25 protein-coding genes are annotated in these 23848 nt (G+C 69.9%); 12 read left to right on the top strand and 13 right to left on the bottom strand.

Annotation, left to right across the window (positions count from 1 at the left end; genetic code table 11):
- The first annotated feature begins 70 nt into the window (after positions 1 to 70).
- Complete coding sequence (pncB, locus tag LRM40_RS19350) at positions 71 to 1300, top strand: nicotinate phosphoribosyltransferase (protein WP_151123229.1); 1230 nt, start codon at positions 71 to 73, stop codon at positions 1298 to 1300.
- Here the strand turns inward: pncB and LRM40_RS19345 are convergent.
- A complete protein-coding gene (locus LRM40_RS19345; RefSeq protein ID WP_151123230.1) occupies positions 1261 to 2205 on the bottom strand; it encodes a LysR substrate-binding domain-containing protein in 945 nt (314 codons plus the stop codon). The genes pncB and LRM40_RS19345 overlap by 40 nt on opposite strands.
- A gap of 82 nt (positions 2206 to 2287) precedes the next feature.
- Between LRM40_RS19345 and LRM40_RS19340 the strand changes: the two genes are divergently transcribed.
- Together LRM40_RS19340 and LRM40_RS19335 are read left to right on the top strand one after the other, a co-directional pair.
- Entirely contained in the window at positions 2288 to 2881 is a 594-nt protein-coding gene (locus LRM40_RS19340) for a pyridoxamine 5'-phosphate oxidase family protein (protein WP_151123231.1), read from the top strand.
- A 59-nt stretch (positions 2882 to 2940) separates the two neighbouring features.
- Positions 2941 to 3534 carry a glutathione S-transferase family protein gene (locus tag LRM40_RS19335; RefSeq protein ID WP_151123232.1) on the top strand — a complete coding sequence of 198 codons (594 nt, stop codon included), beginning with the start codon at positions 2941 to 2943 and terminating at the stop codon, positions 3532 to 3534.
- Positions 3535 to 3606: 72 nt separating this feature from the next.
- On the opposite strand, the gene LRM40_RS19330 is transcribed toward LRM40_RS19335, so the two are convergent.
- On the bottom strand, positions 3607 to 4071 hold the full coding sequence (locus LRM40_RS19330; protein ID WP_151123233.1) for a MerR family transcriptional regulator: 465 nt from the start codon (positions 4069 to 4071) through the stop codon (positions 3607 to 3609).
- A 113-nt stretch (positions 4072 to 4184) separates the two neighbouring features.
- On the opposite strand from LRM40_RS19330, the gene LRM40_RS19325 reads away from it, so the two are divergent.
- Positions 4185 to 5438, top strand: a complete 1254-nt coding sequence (locus tag LRM40_RS19325; RefSeq protein ID WP_151123234.1) for an NADH:flavin oxidoreductase/NADH oxidase family protein — start codon at positions 4185 to 4187, stop codon at positions 5436 to 5438.
- 71 nt (positions 5439 to 5509) lie between these two features.
- The gene (locus LRM40_RS19320) at positions 5510 to 6142 is read left to right on the top strand and encodes a response regulator (protein ID WP_022982110.1); all 633 of its coding nucleotides are present in this window, start codon (positions 5510 to 5512) and stop codon (positions 6140 to 6142) included.
- Positions 6143 to 6170: 28 nt separating this feature from the next.
- On the opposite strand, the gene LRM40_RS19315 is transcribed toward LRM40_RS19320, so the two are convergent.
- The 6 genes from LRM40_RS19315 to LRM40_RS19290 all read right to left on the bottom strand — a co-directional run bounded on the left by LRM40_RS19315 (position 6171) and on the right by LRM40_RS19290 (position 9668).
- Positions 6171 to 6380, bottom strand: a complete 210-nt coding sequence (locus LRM40_RS19315) for a hypothetical protein (RefSeq protein ID WP_151123235.1) — start codon at positions 6378 to 6380, stop codon at positions 6171 to 6173.
- A 40-nt stretch (positions 6381 to 6420) separates the two neighbouring features.
- A complete protein-coding gene (locus LRM40_RS19310; protein WP_151123236.1) occupies positions 6421 to 6720 on the bottom strand; it encodes a hypothetical protein in 300 nt (99 codons plus the stop codon).
- A gap of 173 nt (positions 6721 to 6893) precedes the next feature.
- Positions 6894 to 7061 (bottom strand): hypothetical protein, encoded by a 168-nt coding sequence (locus LRM40_RS19305; protein WP_231067915.1) that lies wholly within the window; start codon positions 7059 to 7061, stop codon positions 6894 to 6896.
- A 182-nt stretch (positions 7062 to 7243) separates the two neighbouring features.
- Positions 7244 to 8710 (bottom strand): CHASE3 domain-containing protein, encoded by a 1467-nt coding sequence (locus LRM40_RS19300; protein ID WP_151123237.1) that lies wholly within the window; start codon positions 8708 to 8710, stop codon positions 7244 to 7246.
- Between the two features lie 28 nt (positions 8711 to 8738).
- Positions 8739 to 9164 carry a response regulator gene (locus tag LRM40_RS19295; RefSeq protein WP_151123238.1) on the bottom strand — a complete coding sequence of 142 codons (426 nt, stop codon included), beginning with the start codon at positions 9162 to 9164 and terminating at the stop codon, positions 8739 to 8741.
- Positions 9165 to 9335: 171 nt separating this feature from the next.
- Positions 9336 to 9668 carry a BON domain-containing protein gene (locus LRM40_RS19290; protein WP_151123239.1) on the bottom strand — a complete coding sequence of 111 codons (333 nt, stop codon included), beginning with the start codon at positions 9666 to 9668 and terminating at the stop codon, positions 9336 to 9338.
- Positions 9669 to 9843: 175 nt separating this feature from the next.
- On the opposite strand from LRM40_RS19290, the gene LRM40_RS19285 reads away from it, so the two are divergent.
- Positions 9844 to 10602, top strand: coding sequence for a sulfite exporter TauE/SafE family protein (locus LRM40_RS19285; protein ID WP_151123240.1), 759 nt, complete (start codon positions 9844 to 9846; stop codon positions 10600 to 10602).
- A 49-nt stretch (positions 10603 to 10651) separates the two neighbouring features.
- The gene (locus tag LRM40_RS19280; protein ID WP_151123241.1) at positions 10652 to 11764 is read left to right on the top strand and encodes a GGDEF domain-containing protein; all 1113 of its coding nucleotides are present in this window, start codon (positions 10652 to 10654) and stop codon (positions 11762 to 11764) included.
- 48 nt (positions 11765 to 11812) lie between these two features.
- Here the strand turns inward: LRM40_RS19280 and LRM40_RS19275 are convergent, their stop codons facing one another.
- The 3 genes from LRM40_RS19275 to LRM40_RS19265 all read right to left on the bottom strand — a co-directional run bounded on the left by LRM40_RS19275 (position 11813) and on the right by LRM40_RS19265 (position 15622).
- The gene (locus LRM40_RS19275; RefSeq protein ID WP_151123242.1) at positions 11813 to 12742 is read right to left on the bottom strand and encodes a hypothetical protein; all 930 of its coding nucleotides are present in this window, start codon (positions 12740 to 12742) and stop codon (positions 11813 to 11815) included.
- Between the two features lie 2 nt (positions 12743 to 12744).
- A complete protein-coding gene (locus LRM40_RS19270) occupies positions 12745 to 15000 on the bottom strand; it encodes a M1 family metallopeptidase (RefSeq protein WP_211372950.1) in 2256 nt (751 codons plus the stop codon).
- Between the two features lie 127 nt (positions 15001 to 15127).
- Entirely contained in the window at positions 15128 to 15622 is a 495-nt protein-coding gene (locus LRM40_RS19265) for an Lrp/AsnC family transcriptional regulator (RefSeq protein ID WP_211372951.1), read from the bottom strand.
- 88 nt (positions 15623 to 15710) lie between these two features.
- On the opposite strand from LRM40_RS19265, the gene LRM40_RS19260 reads away from it, so the two are divergent.
- Both LRM40_RS19260 and LRM40_RS19255 read left to right on the top strand, forming a co-directional pair.
- Positions 15711 to 16352, top strand: a complete 642-nt coding sequence (locus tag LRM40_RS19260) for a LysE family translocator (RefSeq protein WP_151123243.1) — start codon at positions 15711 to 15713, stop codon at positions 16350 to 16352.
- Between the two features lie 168 nt (positions 16353 to 16520).
- Positions 16521 to 16748 (top strand): hypothetical protein, encoded by a 228-nt coding sequence (locus LRM40_RS19255; protein WP_151123244.1) that lies wholly within the window; start codon positions 16521 to 16523, stop codon positions 16746 to 16748.
- 153 nt (positions 16749 to 16901) lie between these two features.
- On the opposite strand, the gene LRM40_RS19250 is transcribed toward LRM40_RS19255, so the two are convergent.
- Complete coding sequence (locus LRM40_RS19250; RefSeq protein ID WP_151123245.1) at positions 16902 to 18467, bottom strand: methyl-accepting chemotaxis protein; 1566 nt, start codon at positions 18465 to 18467, stop codon at positions 16902 to 16904.
- Between the two features lie 149 nt (positions 18468 to 18616).
- On the opposite strand from LRM40_RS19250, the gene LRM40_RS19245 reads away from it, so the two are divergent.
- Positions 18617 to 19306 (top strand): phosphatase PAP2 family protein, encoded by a 690-nt coding sequence (locus LRM40_RS19245; protein WP_151123246.1) that lies wholly within the window; start codon positions 18617 to 18619, stop codon positions 19304 to 19306.
- Positions 19307 to 19324: 18 nt separating this feature from the next.
- Here the strand turns inward: LRM40_RS19245 and LRM40_RS19240 are convergent, their stop codons facing one another.
- The gene (locus LRM40_RS19240) at positions 19325 to 20731 is read right to left on the bottom strand and encodes an aminotransferase-like domain-containing protein (RefSeq protein ID WP_151123247.1); all 1407 of its coding nucleotides are present in this window, start codon (positions 20729 to 20731) and stop codon (positions 19325 to 19327) included.
- 116 nt (positions 20732 to 20847) lie between these two features.
- On the opposite strand from LRM40_RS19240, the gene LRM40_RS19235 reads away from it, so the two are divergent.
- Both LRM40_RS19235 and LRM40_RS19230 read left to right on the top strand, forming a co-directional pair.
- Positions 20848 to 21723, top strand: coding sequence for a DMT family transporter (locus LRM40_RS19235; RefSeq protein ID WP_211372952.1), 876 nt, complete (start codon positions 20848 to 20850; stop codon positions 21721 to 21723).
- Between the two features lie 139 nt (positions 21724 to 21862).
- Positions 21863 to 23833, top strand: a complete 1971-nt coding sequence (locus LRM40_RS19230) for a hypothetical protein (protein ID WP_151123249.1) — start codon at positions 21863 to 21865, stop codon at positions 23831 to 23833.
- Positions 23834 to 23848: the final 15 nt, after the last annotated feature.

Genomic DNA, 23848 nt, shown 5'->3' with positions numbered 1-23848 from the left:
ACCCCGTGTGGGTGCCGGGATGCTAACGCCGCGTGCCGGGCGCGAGGGTGCGCTCGGATAGCATGGCCGCATGCCTGCCCTTGTCCAGTCCCTGCTGGAGACCGACCTCTACAAGCTCACGATGCAGCAGGCCATGCTGCACCAGATGCCCGCCAACACGGCCCGCTATGTCTTCGCCTGTCGCAACGCCCCGGCCTTTCCGCTGGCGCAGCTGGCCGATGAGGTGAACGCCGAGCTGGACGCCCTGTGCACCCTGCGCTTCACCCCCGAGGAGCTGGCCTTCGTGCGCGCCTTGCGCTTCATGAAGCCGGACTACATCGAGTTCCTGCGCCTCTTCCAGCTCAACCGCGATTTCATCCAGGTGCGCACCGAAGGCGAGCGGCTGGTGATCGAGGCCGAGGGCCCGCAGCTGCACGTGATGCCCTTCGAGCTCTATGTGCTGCCCATCGTGCAGGCGCTCTACCAGCGCCCGCTGAGCACGCCCGACACCGTGCCTGAGATGCGCCGCCGCCTGCACGCCATGATCGACCGGGCCCAGGAACGGCTGGCGGCCATGGCCCGCTCACCGCAGCCGCCCCGCCACCCCTTCTCGCTGTTCGATTTCGGCCTGCGGCGGCGTTACAGCGCGGCCTGGCAACAGGAGGTGCTGCAGACCCTGGGCGAGCGCCTGCCCGAGCAGTTCAAGGGCACGTCCAACCTGCACCTGGCCCGCCAGTTGGGCCTGACACCCATCGGCACCATGGCCCACGAGTGGCTGCAGACCTTCCAGGCCATGCCCGGGGTGCAGCTGCGCCAGTCCCTGGTGGCTGCGCTGGAGGCCTGGGTGCGCGAGTACCGCGGCGACCTGGGCATCGCCCTGACGGACGTGGTCACCACGCCGGCCTTTCTGCGCGACTTCGACCTCTACTTCGCCAAGCTCTTCGACGGCCTGCGCCACGACAGCGGCGACCCGCTGGCCTGGGCGGCCGAGGTGGACGCGCACTACCGGCGCCTGGGCATCGACCCGCGCACCAAGCGCAAGGTCTTCTCCGACGGCCTGCGGCTGGACACCACGGCCCTGGACATCTACGAGGCCCTGTGCTGGCGCGACGACCAGGTGGTGGGCTTCGGCATCGGCACCGCGCTGACCAACGACAGCCCGCACGGTGCGCTCAACATCGTGATGAAACTGCTGAGCTGCAACGGCCTGCCCACGGCCAAGCTGTCGGACGCCGAAGGCAAGACGGTGTGCGAGGACGCCCGCTTCCTGCGCTACCTGCGTCACACCTTCGGGGTGGACAGCGAGCCCACGCCCGCCTGAATCGACTCGTCACCGAGCCGGGCCGTCAGCCGCGGTTCGGCCCAGTCCACAAAGGCCCGCACCCGCACCGACAGCAGGCGCGAATGCGGGAACACCAGCTGCACCGGCACGGCCTCGGGCTCCCATTCAGGCCACAGCCGCAGCAGGCGACCGGCGGCCAGGTCGTCGCGCACCTGGTAGCTCAGAAAGCGGCCGCAGCCCAGGCCCTTGCGGCAGGCCTCCAGCGCGGCATCGACGTGGTTGGTCGAGAAGACCTCCGCCAGCGGGATGCGCACCGGCGGGCCCCCGCGCGCAAACGTCCATTCGTGCCCGCTGTCCAGCCCGGCAAAGTGCACCGCCTTGAGCGGCTGCGCGCCATCGGGCTGGCGCAGCTGCTCGCGGTGGGCCGCCACGAAGTCCGGGCTGGCACACAGCACGCGGCGGCAACTGCCCACCGGCTTGGCCACCAGCGAGGAATCCGGCAGGGCGCCGATGCGCACCGCCAGGTCCAGCCCCTCCTCCAGCAGGTCCATCACCCGGTCGACCAGCAGCAGATCGGCCCGCATCTCCGGATGGGCCACCAGAAACTCGGTCAGCACCGGGGCCACATGCAGGCGCCCGAACATCACCGGCGCGGTGATGGCCAGACGGCCGCTGGGCCGCAGGCGCCGGTCGCTGAGGGCGGCATCCGCCTCCTCCACCTCGGCCAGGATGCGGCGGCAGCGCTCCAGGTACTCCCGCCCCTCCTCGGTCAGCGCAATGCGGCGCGTGGTGCGGTTGAGCAGGCGCACGCCCAGGCTGCGTTCCAGGGCCGCCAGGCTGCGCACCACCGCCGCCAGCGAGGTGCCCAGGCGCCCGGCCGCCCCGGACAGGCTGCCGGCCTCGACGATGCGCACGAAGGTCTCCATGGCCTTGAACTTGTCCATGCCCGGATTAAACCGGCAATCGCATCAATCCAGTGCGTCCTGGGTTCTTCATTTCTCGGCGCCCCCGGGTCAGCATGGGCCCATGTCACGCCATTTCGCCAACCTGACCTACACCGCCACCGTGCGCGCCGAGCAGCGCCGCCGCCACGGCGAGGAACTCTCGCCCGGCGCCGGCGACCCCAGCCCCCGGCTGGGCCTGCGCGAGGCCAGCTTCATCGCCGCACGCGACACCGCCTTCCTCGCCACCGTCAATGCACAGGGCTGGCCCCATGTGCAGCACCGCGGCGGCCCGCCGGGCTTTCTGTGCGTGCTGGACGAAACCACGCTCGCCTTCGCGGACCTGGGCGGCAACCGCCAGTTCGTCAGCGTGGGCAATCTGCAGGACAACGACCGCGCCGCGCTGCTGCTGCTGGACACGGCCGCGCGCCGACGGCTCAAGATCCTGGGCCGCATGCGGGTGCTCGAGGCGCCCGCGGTGAGCGCAGGCGAGCTGCCCGCCGATGTGCCGATCGCCCTGCTGCCCGGGCTGCAGCCGCTGGCGCGCGCGCCCGGCGCAGAGCGGGTGATGGTGATGCAGGTCGCGGCCTTCGACTGGAACTGCAGCCAGCACATCACCCGCCGCTGGAGCGAGGCGGAGCTGCTGGCCCACGGCCTGGCCCTGCCCGCCGACCTGTGAGCCCCCTCACGTCCCCTCTTTCGCCCCTTTTTCCACCCCCACTGCATCAGGAGACATGCATGAAGCTCTATGACCTCGTCCTGTCCGGCAACTGCTACAAGGTTCGCCTGTTCGCCGCCCTGGCCCATGTGCCGCTGGAGATCGTGCCGGTGGACTTTCTGGCCGGTGAGCACAAGCGCTCGCCGCTGATCGACCTGAATCCCTGGGGCGAGCTGCCCATCCTGGTGGACGGCGAGGTGGTGCTGCGGGACTCCCAGGCCATCCTGGTCTATCTGGCGCAGAAGTACGCCGCGCCGCAGTGGCTGCCGCGGGATGCGGCCGGCCTGGCGGCCGTGGTGCAGTGGCTCTCGACCGCCGCCAACGAGGTGCAGAACGGTCCGGCCTCCGCCCGCCTGGTCGACAAGTTCGGCTATGCGATCGACAAGGCCGACACCCTGCGCCGCAGTGCGCGCATCCTGCCGCTGCTGGAAGCCCATCTGAGCCAGCACGCCTGGCTGGCCGCCGCGCAGCCCACCATCGCCGATTGCGCGGTCTTCCCCTATGTGGCGCTGGCGCCTGAGGGTGGGGTCGACCTGGAACCCTGGCCGCAGATCCGGGCCTGGATCCAGCGGGTCAAGGCCTTGCCGGATTTCCTGCCCATGCCCGGGGTCTGAGCGTCCCGCGGCTCACCACAGGGCACATCTCTCACCGGCGACTGCACGGCCTGGAGGGCTGCGCCGACATCTTCAAGCGGATGCAGGCTTGCGCTTGCGGTGACTCACGACGGTCGCGGCTCGGGGCCGGGCCGGCACCGGTGTCATGTCCGCCATCAGCCGGCGGGCATTGCTGGCGCAATCCATGCCCTCGGGCTTGGTCTCGATCTGCGCCACCAGCGCCAGCAGATGAGCCTTGCTCTGCACCAGCTGGGCCTGCAGGGCCTCGATGTCCGCCACCTTGCGGCGCAGGGTGTCCAGCAGGGTTTCGTGGGCCCAGTTCAACTGCCCGTCCGGCAGCACGGCGCGCAACTCGTCCAGGCTGAAGCCGGCGCGCTGCGCCGCGGTGATCAACTGCAGCACCAGCACGGCATCCTCCGGGTAGCTGCGGTAGCCGTTGGCCTGGCGCTCGACCTGCTTGAGCAGGCCGACGCGTTCGTAGAAGCGTATGCGCGAGGTCGCCAGACCGGTGCGCCGGGCCAGTTCGCCGATGTTCATGGGTGCTCCGTGCGTGCCGTCGTGCGCATGTCCCTGCAGTTTGACATTGAACTTGACTTCAAGGTTAAGGTGCAGCCCATCACCTTTCCCGGGCCTGGCCCGCAACCACCGCCATGTCGCTGTTCCAGCCCCTGATCCTGCCCAATGGCAGCCGCATCCCCAACCGCATCGCCAAGGCCGCCATGGAGGAGAACATGGCCGATGCGGACCACGCCCCCTCGGCAGACCTGCTGCGGCTCTACCAGGCCTGGGCCGAGGGCGGTGCCGGCCTGATCATCACCGGCAATGTGATGGTGGACGCCCGGGCCATGACGGGCGCCGGCGGCGTGGTGCTGGAGGACGAGCGCCACCTGGACCGCTTCGAGGCCTGGGCGCGCACCGGCCGTGCGCAGGGCGCTGCCCTGTGGATGCAGATCAATCACCCCGGCCGCCAGATGCCCGCGGCCCTGGGCCAGCCCACGCTGGCGCCCTCCGCCGTGGCGCTGGACCTGGGCCGGCAGTCCGGCCTGTTCGCCATGCCGCGCGAGATGGACGAGGCCGACATCCTGGACGTGCAGCGCCGCTTCGTGGCCACCGCGCGGCTGGCCGAGCGGGCCGGCTTCAGCGGGGTGGAGATCCACGCCGCCCACGGCTATCTGCTGAGCCAGTTCCTCTCGCCGCTGAGCAACCGGCGACAGGACCGCTGGGGCGGCAGCCTGCCCAACCGCGCCCGCCTGCTGCTGGACATCGTGCGCGGCGTGCGCGCCAGCGTGGCACCGGGCTTTGCCGTCGCGGTCAAGCTCAACTCGGCCGACTTCCAGCGCGGCGGTTTCTCGCCGGAAGACGCCCGCGCGGTCGTGGCCCTGCTGGCGCCGCTGGGCGTGGATCTGGTGGAGCTGTCCGGTGGCAGCTACGAGGCCCCGGCCATGCTGGGATCGGCCCGCGACGAGCGCACCCTGGCCCGGGAAGCCTATTTCCTGTCGTTCGCGCGGGAGATCGCGCAGGCGGCCACGCTGCCGCTGATGGTCACGGGTGGCATCCGGCGGCGCGCGGTAGCCCAGCAGGTTCTGGACAGCGACATGGCGATGGTCGGCATCGCCACCGCACTGGCGATCGCCCCGGACCTGCCCCGCCAATGGGCGCAGGGCCGGGACCCGGCGCCCCAGCTCCGCCCCATCACCTGGTCCAACAAGCCGCTGGCGGCCACCGCGCACATGGCCGCGGTCAAGCACCAGTTGCAGCGGCTGGCCAGCGCGCGGCCCACCCGGCCTGGGGTGTCACCGCTGTGGGCCCTGCTGGGGTCCCAATGGGAGGCCTGGCGCCAGGCCAGCCGCTACCGCCGCTGGGTGAGCGCCCGCGACACCGGCCCTGCCTTGCGCACGGTCTGAGCCAAGGTCGTAGGATTGGGCCGACAGACGGGCCGGCCACCCGCGCCGACAATGCCGTCGAGGAGAAGACCATGATCCGAGTCGCCATCGTCGATGACCACGCCATTGTCCGCACCGGCCTGCGCCAGTTCCTGTCCGAGGAAGTGGACCTGCGGGTGACGGGTGAAGCCGCCAACGGCCGCGAGGCCCTGGACCTGGTGCGCCAGGGTGAGGTGGACGTGATGCTGATGGACCTGTCCATGCCCGACCAGAGCGGGGTGGACGCACTGGCCGCCATCAAGGCCCGCGCGCCGGAGTTGCCGGTGCTGATCCTCAGCGGCTTTCCGGAAACCCACTACGCCACCACCCTGCTGCGCCAGGGCGCGGCCGGCTACCTGAACAAGGAATGCGACCCGGAGGAGATTGCCAAGGCGATCCGCACGGTGCACCTGGGGCGGCGCTACATCACCCCGGCGGTGGCCGAGCTGCTGGCCGACAACCTCAACGGCGCCGGGGATCGCCCGCCCCATGAGCAGCTCTCCGAGCGGGAGTTCCAGGTCTTTCTGCGCCTGGCCAAGGGCGAAACCATCAGCGCGATGGCCGACAGCATGGCCCTGAGCGTCAAGACGGTGAGCACCTACCGCACCCGGGTGATGGAGAAGCTCAAGCTCTCCTCCAACAGCGACCTCACCTACTACGCGATGAAGAACGGCCTCATCCAGTGAGCGTCAGCGCCCGCACAACCACCCGCACTCAATGTGCGGCGGGAGTGGGCGGCTCCGGCAGCGTCGTCTCCCAGGGCGGCTCGGCCGCCTGGGCGATCTGCTGGGCATGCTCCTCGATGGCCCCGGCGGTTCGAGGCTGGAAGCCGGCCAAGGCCACGGCCAGCCCGCAGACGCCCAGATAGAAGGCCAGCACCCCCAGCCATGCCCAGGACCGGGTTCTTTGCGGTGTCTGTGTCATGGAGCCTCCTTGCGGAATCAGGGGAGCGGATGTCGCCGCCTCAGGTCATCAGCGGCGGCACATCGCAATCGTTCTCGTCGTTGGGCAGGCCCTGTGCCTCGCAGCCGCGGGCGGGGAAGCTCTCCTCGACGTCCGGGTGCAGCACCAGGGTGCGCAGCTCCAGCGGTCCTTCGGTCGGCTGCAACGGCATCGGGCCCGGCGCTCGCATCATGGGCACACGTACCTGCTGCAGGGGCGGCGTGGCGGGCGCGGGCCGGGAAAAGCTCATCACCGCTGCCCCCAGGGCCAGGGCCAGAACAGACAGCTCGCAGGTGGCCCAAACAAGCCTCGGGTTGGACATGGGGTGCTCCTTTCTTGATCGGTGCCACACAGGGGGCATGGCACCAATTTAGGAGGCTCACCGTCAGCCGGCCATCGGTCCGCGGCGCGTCGGCGTGTCGGACTGGACTGACAGGCCGGACACAAAGGCTTTCAAGCCGGAAGCACCCAGCCCAGCCCTGTGACGCTACCGCCTCAGGCGCTGCGGACCGCGGCTTCGCCCCGCTCGGGCACCGCCGGTGCAACCACGGGCACGGGGACAGCGTCCTGCGCGGGCGCAGAACGCATGTGTGCCGGCAGCTGATTGCCGAACACCCACTGTTTCACCTCGTCCAGCCAGGCATCCTTGTCGTCATCCATCATGGTTCCCCCTGTGATTGCGGTGCTCACGCCCCCGGGACCGGTTCGGTTCGCCCGGACCGGTCACCCACGCCTCGGATGGGACTCCCTTCAGCGCAATTGGTTCACGCGCCGCAGCCCAGTCCGGCTGCGACCTCCGAAGCACTTCAGCAAGAGCCAGGCCAGGAAGGTGGCCCGAGCTGCGCCTATCCCTCGGTGGAAGGATGGCTGCCGGTCGCGGCCGGCGCATCAGGTGCTGGCGCCGCAGGCTCCCCCGCCGTCGGGATCGGGTCCACGGCCGGCGCCACGGCAGCCTCCCGCATCGGCAGGCGGGCCCGCAGCGTGGTGCCCTGCCCCGGATGGGACAGCACCTCCAGGCGCCCTTGTTCGGATTCCACCCGGTAGTGCATGCCCAGCAGGCCGTGATGGCCCGCGCGCGGGCCGTCGGCCTGGAAACCCCGGCCATCGTCGCGCACCTCCACGCAGGCCTCCTGCCCCACCAGCTCCAGACGCACCCACACGTTCTTCGCATGGGCGTACTTGGCGGTGTTGGTCAGAGCCTCCTGCACCATGCGAAACACGGTGAGCTCGGCGCTGGGCACCAGCTTCACCGGCGCCAGCGTGCAATGCACCGGCAGACCGGCCCGTTTGGAGAACTCGTCGCACAGCACTTCCAGGGCTGGCAGCAGCCCCAGATTGCTCAGGGTGGACGGGCGCAGATCCTCGATGATGCGGCGCTTGAGCGCGATGCCGCTGTTGAGCGTGGCCGTCAGGTGCCCCAGGCGCTCCAGGGCATCGGGTGCACCGCCCAGCTTGGGCTTGAGACGGGCAACGTCCAGCTTGGCCGCCGTCAGCAGGGCGCCCAGCTCGTCGTGCAGTTCCCGCGCCAAGCGGGCCCGCTCGTCCTCGCGGGCGGTCTGCAGGTGGCGGGCCAGCTCCGTCAGTTCGGCGGTGCGACGGTTCACCTCCCGTTCCAGCTGATTGCGCTCGTCCAGCAGGCGCTGGGCCTGTCGCTGCCGTTCCCATTGAAGTGCGCGTTCCTGCCGCAGGAACTTCACCAGCACCAGCACGCTGAGCACCGTCAGGGCGGCCACGCCGACGCGGTTGATCATCAAAGTGTTGAACACCCCTTCCCGGCTGCGGGCGATGCGGGCCGCCTGCTCGCCGGCCATCGCCGAGACCATGCTGCGGATGGCGGTCATCTTGTCCAGGCCCACGCCCAGATCCACCAGGCCGGTGACGGCCTCGGTCTGGCCCGCCTGCACCTTGGACACCACCAGCGCCATCTCGCTGAGCTTGCCCTCCACGTTCTCGCGCAGGCCGCTCAGGCGCTGGCGGCCCGCCTCGTCGGTGTCCTCCAGATAGAGGCCCTGCAGGGCCTGGAGGGAGGCCCGCACGTCCACGCTGGCATTGCGATAGGGCTCCAGGTACTCGGGACGGCCCGTCAGCACGAAACCCCGCTGGCCGGATTCCGCATCGGTGAGCCGCTGCAGCAGCGACAGCAACTCCTGGCGGATCCGGCCGGACAGCACCAGATCGTCCATCTGAGTCCGCGCCTGGCGGTAGGACAGTTCGTTGAAGCCGAGCATGGCGACGGCCACCAGCAGCACGATCGGCAGGACGATGACGCTGCGTCTCATGCGCCAGCCCCACTGCTGCAAGGTGTCTTTCAAGGTGGGCTCCGGCGAAGGTGGACGGTCGTCAGGGACGTGCGGTGTCGGACAGTGTCTCGCAGTAGGCGATCAGCTCGTCGAGTTCGGCCGACTTGTCGAACACCCGATCGGCCCCCAGGGCCAGGCAGCGCCGGCGCATCTCGGGAGTGGCGTAGTTGCTCAGCACCACCAGACGGGTGCCGGGGGCGGCCTCGCGGGCCCGGCGCAGCACCTCCAGGCCCGTGCCGTGGGCCAGGAAGATGTCGATGATCATCAGATCGCAGCCTTCATGCGGCTGCCCCAGCCAGGCCAGCGCGTCGGTCTCGCTGGCGGCCCAGCCCACCACCTGCATGCCCAGCATCTCCTCCAGCGTCGCTGTCAGGTTCTGGCGGATCACCTCGCTGTCTTCCACCAGGAAGAAACGCAAGGCCCGCTGGGACTGACAGAGGTTGGAGAGGGAGGAAGTCGCGGTCATGGTCTGAGGGAAGGGACCGGATCGGCCAGAGCCGACCGTTGGGGAAATTATCGGCCGGGGCGGTCGTCGGCGGCACTCCCGAAGTTCGGCGGCGCGTGTCGGACCTCTCCTACAGACAGCACCGCCGGAGGTCGGCTAGCAACGCCGGAGCGGACCCTCCGGCCGGACCGGTCACGGTCGCACGGCCAGCTCGTTGCGCACCGCCTTCACGCCCTTGACGCTCCAGGCCAGACGCTCGGCCTCGGCCTTCTCGTTCAGACTCTTGGCAAAGCCGGAAAGCATCACCGTGCCATTGAGCGTCTCCACATTGATGGCCACGGCATCGACCGCCTTCGACTCCACGAACTTCGCCTTCACGGCGGTGGTGACGGAGGCATCGTCGATGTACTCGCCCACGGTGGACTGCCCGCGGGTGACGGCGCAGCCCGGCAGCACGGTGATGGCGGTGGCGGTGGCCACCAGGGCTGCGGCCAGGGACAGACGAAGGGGGCGGTTCGTGTTCATGGGGGGTCTCCTTGAATTGATGAGCCTCCAGTCTCTGCCAGCCCGGCCCCGCCGGCCATCGCCGAACCGGCCGTCGCCGTGTAGGAGGGGACCGCATGCCGACGTCGGCCGCCGGCCTTGAACCGGGATCTGCCCCGGTGGCCCACAATGGCGCGCCCTGGCAACATGCGCCGCGATGTCTGACACCTGGTTCCTGCTCCTGTCCGCCGCCCTCGGGGCCGGCGCCCTCAATGCGCTGGCTGGCGGCGGCAGCTTCCTGACCCTGCCAGCCCTGTTCCAGGCCGGTCTGCCCCCCATCGCGGCCAACGCCACCAGCACGGTGGCGGTCAGCCCGGGCTACCTGGGCAGCACCCTGGGCTTCCGGGCCGAGCTGGCCCGCATGCCGGCAGGCCTGCTGTGGAAGGACAGCGGCATCTGCGCGCTGGGGGGCCTGGCCGGAGCCGGCCTGCTGCTGGTGACGCCGGCGCACCTCTTTGTCGCGGTGGTGCCCTGGCTGCTGCTGTTCGCCACGGCGGTGTTCGCAGCCGGCCCCTGGCTGATCCGCCGGCTCAAGCAGCGCGCCGACGCGCCCCCCGGCCCGGGCGCAGCCTGGCGCAGGGCTGTCGGTCTGGCGGCGGTGTCCATTTACGGGGGCTATTTCAACGGCGGCCTGGGCATCCTGCTGCTGGCGCTGTACCAGGCCACCGGGGTGAGTGACCTGCGCGAGGCCAATGCGCTGAAGAACCTCAACTCGCTGGTGCTGTCCAGCGTGTCGGTGCTCACCTTCGCCTGGGCCGGCCAGGTGCATTGGCCCGAGGCCCTGGGCATGGCGGTGGCCGCCATCGTGGGTGGCTACCTGGGGGCGGCGCTCACCCGGCGCCTGCCTGCCAGCTGGGTGCGCGCCTTCGTCATCGCCACGGGTCTGTTCATGGCCGGCAAGTTCCTGCTGCGCTGACCCCCGGTCCGGGGGCACACTGGTCGCCGTGAAGCCTTCCCCTTCCCGCATGGCTGAGACCGAGGGCCTGCCCCCGAAGCCCCGCCCCCTGCTGACCCGGCTCATCTTCGGCGCCCGGCAGGCCCATCTGGGCGACGAGCTGCTGGCATTCAAGTTCCGCTTCCTGGTGGCGCTGATGCTGGCCGGCGCCAGCGCGAATGCCCTGCTGGCGCTGGGCAGCCACAGCGGCCATAACGTGATCGCCCCCACCCACCTGAGGGTGATGGAAGCCTTCGTGGTGGTGGCGCTGCTGCTGTGGTGGGTGCTGCGCCTTTGCCCACAGCGGACCCAGACGCTGGCCTGGATCTTCGAGGCGCTGTGCCTGCTGGAATTCGCCTCGGCCATGGTGTTCGTCCCGGACGATGAGCTGCGCCTGCTCTGGTACTACATCAACCTGCCCGGGGTGTTCATCATGCTGGGGCTGCGCGCGGGCTGGGCCATCAGCGCGCTGTCCCTGGTCTGCATCTGGACCCTGGCCAGCCTCAGCGGTGCACCCTACTCGACCCATGCCGTGGCCACCGGCTCCACGGCCCTGCTGGCGCTGGCCCTCACCCTGCATGTGCTGGTGGCCCGGGCCCTGTCCTTCCACCGCCGCATGCAGGCCGCCAGCCGCGAGCTGGAACACCTGGCCAGCCTCGACCCCCTCACCGGGCTGCTCAACGCACGGGCCTTCCGGGTGCAGAGCGAGGCTTGCGCCGCCTCCATGCAGCGCAGCGGCCTGGACTATGCCGTGCTGTTCATCGACCTGGACCACTTCAAGTCGATCAACGACCACCACGGCCATGCGGCCGGCGACGAGGTGCTGCGGGCCGTGGCCGAACTGCTGCGGGCCCGGCTGCGCCGCAGCGACCTCCTGGGCCGCATCGGCGGCGAGGAGTTCGCCGCGCTGCTGCCCGACACGGGCGCCGCCGGCGCGCTGCCGCTGGCCGAGGCGCTTCGACAGGCGGTGCAGGCCCTGCGGCCGGCCATCGAAGGCGGCCAGCGCATCGAGGTTACCGCCTCGATCGGCGTGGCGACGGCCACCTCGGGCACGGGCACCCTGGACGCGCTGATCCGGCGGGCCGACAGCGCGATGTACGCGGCCAAGCAGGCCGGGCGAAACCGGGTCACGGCCCTGGGCTGAGCCGGAGCCGAGAGTGCAGAGACGCCGGCTCCCCCGGCAAGCTGTCGCTCAGGCCTGCGGGCGCCCGGCCATCCTCCCCGCGTCCACCACCGCGCACAGGCGCGCGCAGCGCACCCACACCAGCAGCAGCAGCCCCAGCTGGCCCAGCAGCCAGGCCAGGGCCAGGCCGCCGGTGGGCAGGCTGCCGGCCAGACGCCAGCGCAGGCCGGTGCACAGGGTCAGGCCCAGGGCCGCCAACAGGCTCAGGCCCAGGAAGAGGCCCAGCACCCGGGCCCGGTCGCGCAACAGGCTGCGCAGGCCTCGCCACCAGGCCAGCACGGCCGAGCGGCGGCGCGGCTCCAGCACCAGCAGGGCCCGGCCCGCTTCTGCGCTGGCCAGGGCCAGCAGGGCCAACAGCCAGGTCAGGCCCTGGGCCAGCCGCTCCCAGAACAGGGCGTCAGACTCCAGCACCATGTGCTCGCCCCGACGCTCGGCCAGGTGGGTGAGCCCATTGCCCACCGCCATGGCCAACACCAGCAGCACCAGTCCCCAGACCAGCGCGCGGCCCATGCGGCCGTAGTCGGCCAGGCCGGCGCGCAGCAGCTCATTCCAGCGCAAGGGCGCGGGCTGGCGGGCCGCCACACCGGCCATGGCGGTCAGCCAGGGGGTGAACAGCAGGGCCCAGACGACACCGAAGGCGCCCAGCACCGGCACCGGCACCAGGCTGGGCGCCAGGAAGACCTGGCCCAGGGCCTCGGCCAGCAGCGAGGGGTCGATGCCGCGCGCCAGGGCCGGCGCCAGCAGCGAATGGTCCAGTTGCCGGGACAGGGCCTGCCAGACCGGCAGCCCCACCACGACGGCAGGCACCGTGAGCACCAGCCACCAGGCCAGCAGCAAACGCCACTGGGCCATCCGGCGCAGCGCACGGCCCATCTGGCCGAACCAGCCCATGCGGGGCACGGCGGGCAGATCGCCCGCGATGTGGAGGGTCAAGGACACGGTCACAGCGTGCTCACCAAGGCAAAGAGGGTTTGGGCCAGACCCGTGATCTCATGGGCCCAGCGGCGGGCGGCGCGGCCATCGGCCTCCAAGCGCCAGCTGTTGTCAAGCAGCTTGGTGTCCAGGCGGTTGCGGCCTTCCGGGTCGATCTCCACCGAGACGGCTTGGCTGGGCCGGATCCAGCTCAGGCGCTGCCAGGGCAGCTCGCCGTTCCAGGTGACCTTCTCGACGCTGCCATCGGCAAAGCGCACCTTCACCGTCTGCGGCACGGCCACGCCGTCGCGGCGCAGCATCACCGTGGTCTTCCAGGGGAAGGGCCCCTCGCCGGCCTTGGCCTTCGGGTGGGCCTTGGCCCAGGCGGCGCGCTGCGCTTGCACCTCGCGGTCCACGTCCTCGCTGCGGCGCAGCGTCCAGCGCCCGTCCACCTGGCGCCAGCCGGCGTCGGGCAGCACCTCCTCGCTGGTCAGCGAATCGATCCGGTCGTCGAGCTTGCGCACCGCATAGACCTGCTGCTCGAAGAGGCGGTTGACCACGTCGGGCCGGCCCGACACCTCGGACAGCACGGCCTGCAAGTCACCGATGGCCGGGTGGCGGTACTTCCAGCGCGCGTAATAGACCTTGAAGGCCTTCTCGATCACGGGCTTGCCCAGCGTGGCCTCCAGGTCACGCATCACGGTGGCGGTGCGGCCGTAGACGCTGCCGTAGCCCTCGCTGCTGTAGCGGTCCCAGGAGTTGGCGCCGATGGCATCGGTGGCACGCCCCATCACGCTGAACATGCGCTCCATGTCGAAGACGCCGATCTCCGGCGCCCAGCCCAGGGCGCGCAGGCGCTGGGTGGTGAGCGGGATCTTCTGGCCGCGGTCGCGGATCATGCGCAGGTCCCAGTACTCGTTGAGGCCCTCGTCCAGCATGGGCTCCTCGAACTCGTTGGAGCCCAGCAGGCCGTAGAAGTAGCCGTGGCCGAATTCGTGGATCGTCACGAAGTCCAGGTCATAGGCATTCCAGGTGCCCGGCTCCGCATGGGCGTAGCTGCTGGCTGTGAAGAAGGTGGGGTACTCCATGCCCCCGGCCTCCTCGGCATTGAAGGGCGGGACCACCGCCGTCACGGTGCGGTAGGGATAGGGCCCCAGCGTCTGCGAGAAGTAGGTCAGCGCGTCCAGCGTGGCCTGCAGCACCGGTTGGGCGTTGGCCTGGTATTCGGGCGGATAGAGCACGGTCACCGTCACCGGCGGACTGCCCGGCCCGGTCCATTGCGCGGTCAGCGGCTTGGCAAAGCGGCGGTCGGCCGTCCAGGCGAAGTCGTGCACGTCGCCCTGCACGAAGTGGTAGGTCTTGCGCCCGCCCTGCACCAACGGCTCGCCCTGCAGCTCGCCTACGGCACCCACGGTCACGTCCTGGGGCACGTCGATCTTGACGTCGTACAGGCCGTAGTCGGCGTAGAACTCGCTATGCAGGTGGAACTCGTGGGCGTTCCAGCGAACTTCCTTCGCGCCGCGCTCGCCCGGCAGCTCCAGCACCGCGATCTTCGGGAACCACTGGCCCACCAGGTGGAAGCTGCCGAAGTAGCCGGTGCGCGCCAGCACGCGGGGCAGCTGGTCGAAGAAGTCGATGTCCAGCGTGGTGCTGGCGCCGGGGCCCACGGCCTGGGGCAGGTCCAGCCGCACGACGGTGTGGTCGGTGGCCGGGCCGCCGTCGGGCTGCACGAAGCGCCAGGGCACGGCTTGGCCGCCCTGCTGCACCTTGCGCAGCTCGGTGTAGCCCCAGTCGTCGTCCTCCACGTCCACCGCACTGCGGAAGGCAAAGCCCTGCCGGCGCTCGGTCATGAAGGTGCTGCCCTCACCCTCGAAGGCATTGAGGTACAGGTGCAGATAGACCGACTGCACGGGGCGGTCCGAGCGGTTGCGCCAGGTCAGCTTCTGGCGGCCGTCGACCGTGTGCTTGTCGGGGTCGAGCCTGGCCTCGATCTGGTAGCTCACCACCCGGTCGGACAGCGTGGGCTCGCTGCCCTGGCGTGGTCCACCCCAGGCGCCCGGGGCGCTGGGCTCGCGCACGGCCGCGGCATGGGCCGGCGCCAGCGCAATCCCGTCAGGCGACGGCGGCAGCGAACCTGCCAGGGACTGAGGGGACATCGGCGCGCTCGAGGCAAGGCTGGTGGCCTGCCCGTCGTCGCCGTGGGAGGAGGCCCACCACAGGCCCCCGCCCAGGGCCAGCGCCAGCACGGCGCCCAGCCCCAGAAATGCTTTGGTCTTGCCCAGCATCTGCGGTCACGGGTTAAAACAACCGGCGGATGATAGGTGGGACGAGAACTGTTCCCCGTCGGGCACAACCCCCACCCCCCTATTCGGAAGGACGGAAGGGCGGGGGAAGCACCTCGGGCGCGGACGCTCAAGGCCGGTCGTCGTCGCACCAGGTGCGCGGGGCCTGCAGCCCCCGCCGGGGAATGGGCGTGGAGAAGACGATGGAGGTGCGCGTCTCGCCGAAGCCGTTGATGTGCGCCAGCAGCTGCTCCAGGTCCTGCAGGCTGCGCGCCACCACCGTCATCAGATAGGAATCGGCCCCGCTGACGTGGTGGCATTCCAGCACTTCGGGCAGGGCGCGCAGCGTGTCCAGCAGGGCCCGCTTGCCCGGCTGCGGCACATGGATGCCGACGATGGCCTGCACGCCGTAACCCAGGGCAGCGGGCTCCAGCACCGCGTGCACGCCGCGGATCACCCCGGCCTCCTGCAGGCGCTTGAGCCGCTCGGCAGTGGCCGGCAGCGAGAGGCCGGCCGCCTCGGCCAGCACCTTCAGTGGCGCCCGCCCGTCGGCCTGCAGGGCCTGCAGCAGGGCCCAGGCCTTGTCATCCAGCTGCACGGCGGGGGCTGTTTCGGCGTTGGCCATGTTTCACCTGAAAAATCGCAAGTTGATCGAAGCTTCGGCCTCATCTTGCCACTGGAGTCCATGCAGGACGGCCCCCTACCATGCTGGCATGGACACCGCTTCTCTGCTGACCTTCGCCCAGGCTGTGCTCGTGGGCCTGTCGATCGCCGCCCCGGTGGGGCCGATCGGCCTGCTGACCATCCAGCGCACCCTGGCGCAGGGCCGGCGGGCCGGCCTGGCCACCGGCCTGGGCGCCGCCGCGGCCGATGCCTGCTACGGTGCCCTGGGGGCCTTTGGCGTGCAGCTGGTCATCGGCGCCCTGGTGAGCCTGCGCGGCCCGCTGTCGCTGGTGGGCGCGGCGGTGCTGGGCTGGATGGCCTGGCGCACCTGGCGCCAGCCGGTGGCCGAGCAGGCGGCCGAACTGGCCACCGGCGGCGACCTGCTGCGCAACTTCGCCGGCACCTTTCTGCTGACCCTGTCCAACCCGGCCACCATCTTCTCCTTCCTGGCGGTGTTCGGCGCCCTGGCCGGCGGCACGGCACGCCCGCTGTCGCCGCTGTGGATGGTGGTCGGCGTGGGGTTGGGATCGGCCTTGTGGTGGTGGATGCTGACCTGGACCGTAGGCCGGCTGCGTCACCGGCTGGACGCCGTCTGGCGCCGGCGGATCAACCGCATCTCCGGCGCCCTGCTGGGGGCCGTCGCCCTGTGGGCCCTGACGCAGGCCGCCGCCAGCGGACTGGCCCTCGGCTGAAGGCCTGGGGACCGGCTCCATTCAGCGGCCCCATTCGTCGGCACCGGCCACCGTTCATCCACGCCCTGGCGCGCTTCGTCGCAAGCGCATGGCGGCCTTGGGAGGGGCTCCCTACAGTCCATCCCAACGCAACACGACGGCACCGCCGCCAACCCCAGGAGCCACGCCATGAACACCGCCTTCACCGCCTCGACCGCCTCCACCCGCGCTGGCCTGCTGGGCCTGGCGTTCGTGACCTGCCTGAGCCTGCTGGGGGGCGTCTCCCGCATCGCCGACCACCAGGTGCGCGACGTGCAGCTGGCCCAGGCCGCCGCCACGCCGATGGCCCTGGCCGACACCACCGAGGTGCCGGTGCAGGTGATCCACATCGTCGGCAAGCGCATCGCCAACACCTGACCCCATGCCGCGGGCGGGCCGACCGGCGACCCCGGGAAGCCCGTCAACGCATCGCCCTTTCCCTGCGTTATGGGAATGGCTTTCGAGCCACTGACTCCTCCAATATTCGGCCCCGCTTCGGCGGGGCCCTTTTTTTGTCCGGCCCGATGCGCATCAAGCCAGCGTGCCGGCGCGGAAGATCTGGACGGAACGGATCAGAGTGTCAGCGCGCTGGTCCAGGGCATGGGAGGCTGCCGCCGTCTGTTCCACCAGCGCGGCGTTCTGCTGGGTGGCCTGGTCAATCACCGCGATGGCCTGATTGACCTGGGCGATGCCTTCGGACTGCTCGCGCGTGGCGCCGGTGATCTCGGTCACCAGGTCCCTCACGCTCAGAACGGACTGAATCACCTCACCGATCACCTGCTCGGCCGAACGCGCACTGCGCGCACCGTCGTCCACCTGCTGATGGGAGGCGCCGATGAGCTCGCTGACTTCGCGCACGGCCTGGGCGGTACGACCGGCCAGCTGGCGCACTTCGCCGGCCACCACCGCGAAGCCGCGGCCGGACTCACCCGCCCGTGCCGCCTCGACCGCGGCATTGAGTGCCAGGATGTTGGTCTGGAAGGCGATGCCTTCGATGACCTGGACGATCTCCGACATGCGCCGCGAGCCCGCCTCGATGTTCTGCATGGTTTGCACGAGAGCACCCACGGCCTGCCCGCCGCGCTCGGCCACCTCCCCGGCGGCATGGCTCTGGCGGATCACCTGATCGGCGGCCTGGGCCGTCTGCGCGACGTTGCCGTGGATCTGGTCCATGGTGGAGGCGGTCTCCTGCAGGTTCGCCGCCTGTTGCTCGGTGCGCCCGCACAAGTCGTGGCTGCCCGCGGCAATCTCGCGGGTGGCCTGGGTCATGCCCCGCACCTCGGCCCGCACGTCCTCGACGATGGCCCGTGTGTTGAGGTTGATGAGCCACAGCCGTCGCATCAGCTTGCCCAGCGGGTGGCGCCCATCGAAATCAACCGTGGCCGTGAGATTGCAGCCGGCCATGTGCGCGGCCAGGCGGCTGGCCTCCCGCAGACGCAAGGCGATCGAGCCGTGAAACCAGGCCCAGATGCCCAGCGCCAGGCCGGCATGCAGCGCGGCCCCCACCCAGCCCTGGGCCCAGCCCCAGCCCGCCGCCAGGGGCAGCAGTTCGGCCAGGCACAGCCCGGTCAGCATCAGCGCCAGGCGTTGGCTGAGTGTGAGCCGATGCAGCATGGCGGGCCAATTGCGCCAGCCCAGACGCCGCACACCGCCAGCGTGCAGCTTGATGGTGCGGCGCCCGGACTCGCGCTCGGTCGCCAGCCGGGCATACAGTTGCTCGGCCTCCTGGATCTGCTGGCGCGTGGGCTTGAGGCGCACCGACATGTAGCCCACCGGCTTGCCCTTCTCCAACACCGGCGTCACGTTGGCCAGCACCCAGTAGTGGTCGCCGTTCTTGCAGCGGTTCTTGACCACCCCACTCCAGGGCCGGCCGTGGCCGATGGTGCGCCACATGTCCTGAAAGGCCTCCGGCGGCATGTCGGGATGCCGCACCATGTGGTGGGGCTGCCCCAGCAGTTCCTCGTAGCTGAAGCCGCTGATCCGGACGAAGGCTTCGTTGCAATGCGTGATGCGGCCCTGCGTGTCCGTCGTGGACACCAGCATGAGCCCGTCTGGATAGTCCTGCTCACGCTGGGTCACGGGAAGATTGATGCGCATGAAATGGTCTCTCGATACGGCTGGTCCGCGCCCTGACACAGAGAGGCGACGCTGCTGTATTCGTCAGATTTCGCTGACCCTTGAGGACGCGTTCGTGAACTTTCCCGCTGACTGGCTATGATGCGCTGCAACACGCACATCACCGTCCGATGACCCTCTGGCTCCTGATCACGCGCCTGGGCGAAGCCCAGATCCTGCTGCCTGCCGCCGGCCTGGCCCTGCTGCTGCTGGCCCAGCGCGAGGACAGCCGCGCCGCCGCCCTGCGCTGGGCCCTGGCGCTGGGCCTGGGCACGCTGGTCACCACGGTCAGCAAGGTGGCCTTCCTGGGCTTCGGGTGGGGCATCGCGGCGCTGGACTTCACCGGCTTTTCCGGCCACTCCATGTACGCGGCAAGTGTGGACATTCCGCTGCTGGCCACCTGCGCGCTGGCCCTGTTCGGCCGCGGCCGCTGGGGTGGTGCACTGGCGGGTGCGGCGCTGGCGGCGCTGATCGCCGTCTCCAGGGTGGAGGTGGGCGCCCATTCCGTGTCGGAGGCCATCGCCGGCTTCGTGCTGGGGGGCAGCCTGGCCGCCTGGGTGGTGGCCGCGCTGCCGACGCGCTGGCCCGCACAGGCAGCCCTGCGCACCGCCGTGGGCCTGGCCCCGCTGGGCCTGACCCTGTGGCTGGCCGCAGGGGTGGCCTGGGCGCCGCCGCCGGTCACCCATTCGCTGGTGGTCCGCCTGTCCCTGGCCCTGTCGGGCCGCGAACACCCCTACACGCGGGCCCACCTGCACGCCACGCCCAGAGCCCGGCTGCCCGTGCGTTCGTGGCCACCGGCCGGAGACACGGACCTGGCTTGAAGGCCAGGGGGTGAGCGATCAGCGCGTCCTGCGGCCCAGCGCCTGACGCAGGAAGGCGAACAGGCGTTCGTCCTGCGACTGGGCGACGTTGAAACGCATGAAGTCCGGGGCCGACTGGGTCGGACTGAACACATTGCCCGGCGCCAGCACCAGGCCCTGGGCCAGGGCGGCCTGCGACAGGGCCGCCGCGTCCGCGCCATCGGGCAGCTGGCACCACAGGAAGATGCCGGCCTGCGGCTCCAGCCAGGGGCGGATGCCCAGCGCTTTCAGGCGGCCGCCCACCTCGACCGCCGCGCGTGCCAGGCGCAGCCGCAGGCCTTCCACATGCTTGCGGTAGCTGCCATCGCGGAGCACCTGCAGCACCAGTGACGAGGACAGCTGGCTGCTGCCGAAGCTGGTGGCGATCTTCAGGTCCACCAGGCCCTCGACCCAGTCCTGCCGCAGGGCCACATGGCCCACCCGGGCCGCGGCCGACAGCGTCTTGGAGAAGCTGCCCACCTGCACCACCCGCTGCAGGCCGTCGAAGGCGGCCAGGCGGGGGGCGACCACCGGCTCCAGATCGGCGAAGACCTCGTCCTCGACGATGGTCAGATCGGCCGCCTCGGCCAGCTTCAGCACGCGGTGCGCCGTGACGGGTGAAAGCGAGGCGCCGGTGGGGTTGTGGATGGCCGCGTTGGTGATGTACAGGCGCGGCGCATGCTCGGCGATGGCCCGTTCGAAATGCACCAGGTCGGGCCCGCTGGGCGTCATGGGCACCCCGACGATGCGGGCACGGTGGGCGCGCAGCACCGCCAGAAAGTTGAAGTAGCACGGGTCGTCCACCAGCACGGTGTCGCCCGGCTCGATCAGGAAGCGGCAGACCAGGTCGATGGCATGGGTGCCCGAATCGGTCAGGACGATCTGGTCCGCGCTGGCCTCCACGCCGCGCTCGGCCATCCGCCGCGCCAGCAGCTGCCGCAGGGGCGCCAGGCCCAGGGGCGTGCCGTAGTCGGCCAGGGTGCTCTCCTCAGCCCGCGCCAGCTGGCGCATGCCGCGACGCAAGGAGGCCTGCGGCAGCCAATCCGGCGGCAGCCAGCCGCAGCCGGGCTTGAGCATGGCGTCATCGGCCTGCAGCGACTGCCGCGAGACCCAGAACGGATCGACCGCACGGTCCAGCCTCGGGCCGATCTCGGCCATCGACAAGGGCGCCAGCGGGCCCGCCACGAAAAACCCGGACCCCGGGCGCGAGCAGATCACCCCCTCGGCCCCGAGCCGCTCGTAGGCCTCCACCACGGTGGAGGTGGACAGCTGCATCGACGCGGCCAGGGCGCGGATGGACGGCAACTTCTCGCCCGGGGTCAGGCTGCGCGCGGCAATGCGACCCCGGATCAGGCGCATCACATCGCCGATGCGCGTGCTCGGCTGGGCGGAGGATGGGAGGTTCATGGTCAACCGTACCGGCATCTGAAGCATCACAGTTTCTTCGAACTGTATGGCACTGTGGGTGGCCTGGACAACAGCATCCGGCGATAAACACGGCAGGACACAAGCAGGAGCCGACGGTGCAGCGCAGGACGCAGGGGTGGTGGAACGGACTGGCGGGGGTGGTGATCTTCAGCGGCTCACTGCCGGCCACACGCCTGGCGGTGATGGCGTTCGACCCGGTGTTCCTTACCGGCGCGCGGGCCGTCATCGCCGCGCTGCTGGCCACCGGCCTGCTGTGGGCGGGGCGCCAACGCCGCCCCGCGCGCCAGGACCTGCTGCCCCTGGCCGTGGTGGCCCTGGGCTGCGTCGTGGCCTTTCCCCTGTTCACCGCCCTGGCCTTGCAGCACATCACCTCGGCCCATGCCATGGTGTTCATCGGCGCCCTTCCCCTGGCCACGGCCATCTTCGCGGTGCTGCGGGGTGGCGAGCGCCCCCGCCCCGCGTTCTGGGGCGTGTCGGCCCTGGGCAGCAGCCTGATCGGCGGCTATGCGCTGGCCCAGGGTGTTGCCGCGGCACCGGTGGGCGACGCGCTGATGCTGGCGGCCGTGGTCGCCTGCGGTCTGGGCTATGCCGAAGGCGCACGCCTGACCGCCCGCCTGGGCGGCTGGCAGGTCATCTCCTGGGCGCTGGTGCTGGCGCTGCCCGTGATGCTGCCGCTGGCCTGGCTCAGCGCACCGGCCACGGTGGCGGGCGTCACGGCCCCGGCCTGGCTGGGCCTGGCCTATGTGTCCGTCTTCAGCATGCTGGTGGGCTTCGTCTTCTGGTACCGCGGCCTGGCACTCGGCGGCGTGGCCGCCGTCGCCCAGCTGCAACTGCTCCAGCCCTTCCTGGGGCTGATGCTGGCGGCCCTGCTGCTGCACGAGCAAGTGACCTGGCTGATGCAAGTGACAGCCCTGGCCGTCATCGGCTGCGTGGCGGGGGCGCGCAGGCTGGCCTGCGCCTCTCCGCGCTGAGCAAGTCAAGGCTGCGCACGCACAGCCTCAAGGTCTTCTCCACGAAGGTGCGTGCTTGAATGAGAGGATGGATCTCATCCATCGCAGTGGATTGAGACATCGGCCTCCTAGAATTCGCCGCCATCTCAGGGAGGGAAAGATGGCATTTCGCGCAGTACGCCTGTGGGGCGCAGTCGGCTTGTTTTCACTTCTTGTCGCCTGCGGCGGAGGTGGCTCCAGTGGAAGCGACGGATCGAATACCGGTGGATCCGAACCGACGAGCAGCATCGTGCCCGAGGCACCGCCGCTGGGCGACATCTTGACCGCCGACGCAACCAGCCTGCGCCCCCTCATCAGCGGAGCCACTTGGACTTACGCCGGAATCCACACGCTGGACGGCAGCAGCACGAGGTACACCAACGCTGTCACGCAGACGGCGCAAGGCGGCACGTTCACCGAGACGTCGAGCAATGCCTTCGATGTGGGCACCGATTCGGTGACGCTGAGCCTGAGCAATGGCAGCATCATCAACAGTTCAGCGCGCGCACTGCTGTCCGATCTCCCGCAGCAGATCACCTACCCCGAACTGCGCTCGCCGGTCCGCCAGAACGACCAGGTCACATTGATGGATCAGCAGGTCACCGACATCGGCGAGGACCTGGACGGTGATGGCAAGAATGATTCGGGCGAGGTCGGCGTCTACCGCATTGTCGTGGGCGCGGAGGATGTCTCGATGCCCAACGGCATCGTCGAGCACGCGGTGCGCGTGGACACGGTGTTCCTGGTCAGGGTCACCCTCTCGTCGACTGGCGCTGTTTCCGAAACGCTCCAGGCCGGATTGCAATCCAGCTGGTATGCGCCGGGTATCGGCATCGTCAAACAGAATCTCACGATCCCGGTCACGGATTCAAGCGACGAGGTCTTCGAAGAGGTGCTCACGAATTTCGACGGCATCACACAAGGTTTCGGAGCCACCCCCGCTGCCACCGCACTCATTCCGAGCACTGCCACCATGGCCGCCGGCCAAGCCCTTCAATCCGTGAATGCGGCGGTCGCCTTCTCCGACCATGCGATTCTGGTGGGCAGTTTCACTAACACCCAGGCCACCACCTACACGGCCATCAGCAGCGTCGACATCCACGGACAGGTTACCCAGACGAACTTCTACACCGGCGTGCCGACCAGCGGCTTCCATGCGCTGGGGAATCAGTTGGTGGCAGTCCAGGCTTCGGATTCCAGTGGCAATGGCTGCCAGCTGAACATCTTCCTGTTTGACGCCCAAGGCGTCCAGGCCGCAGGCGACTTCCCGAAGGTGGTCGACATTCCGCCCGCGCCAGGTCAGACGCTCTGCAACCGGATCTCTCAACTGCAGATCGCGAGCGATGGCTCCCAGCTCTGGCTGGCCATGGTCCGGTCCTCCATCAGTACCAGCGGCTGGGTGACCGACATGTTCATTCAGCCTTTTGATGCCCACGGCGTGCCTTTGGCCAACGAAACCACCCTGCAATCAGTCAACACGCTGGCGACCACGGGCTTTGACTTGCGCTCGCTGTCGGCAGCCGGCGGCACGGCACGGGTTGCCTATTTCCCGGATGCGGGCACCACCCTCCGACTGGCGTCCGTCACCGACGCGGGCCTCCAGAAGCAAGCCGACTTCGCGCTCAACTCGGGCAGCGTGACGGGGCTGACACTGCTGGCCAAAGCTGATGCGACCGGCCTCTTCTGGCAAGGGCTCGCGAATGCAGGCACGGGCCAGGCACCCACACTCGGCGTGCTGCTCGACACCGACCTCAACCCGGTCATCGCCAACGGCAACAGCAGCCTGGATGCGCAAACGCTGCCCAGATGCTCGGGCTGCGCCGAGTTTCTGAACGGAGCCGATGCCTCCTGGGTGATGGAGAGCGATCACTTCTCCATCAGCAGTGCCAGTTCAGTGACGCTCAGCACCCTGGCATCGAACGCTGGCGCGCTGACTTCTCAAACAGTCACCCCCATCTTGCTCAGCCTGTCGGACGTCGGGGATGCAGGCATGAACATCACGTCGCTCCGCCTGGTGCCTTTTGCCAATCGTGTTCTGGTGCTCGCCGTGGCGAACCAGCAGCTGTTCACCAAACTGGCTTGGCTGCCCTGAGAACAGCGCGGGCCT

The organism is Ideonella dechloratans (assembly GCF_021049305.1).
GTDB classification, from domain to species: domain Bacteria; phylum Pseudomonadota; class Gammaproteobacteria; order Burkholderiales; family Burkholderiaceae_C; genus Ideonella; species Ideonella dechloratans.
Note: the sequence above shows the minus strand (reverse complement) of the source record. Positions and strands in the feature narration are given on the sequence as shown.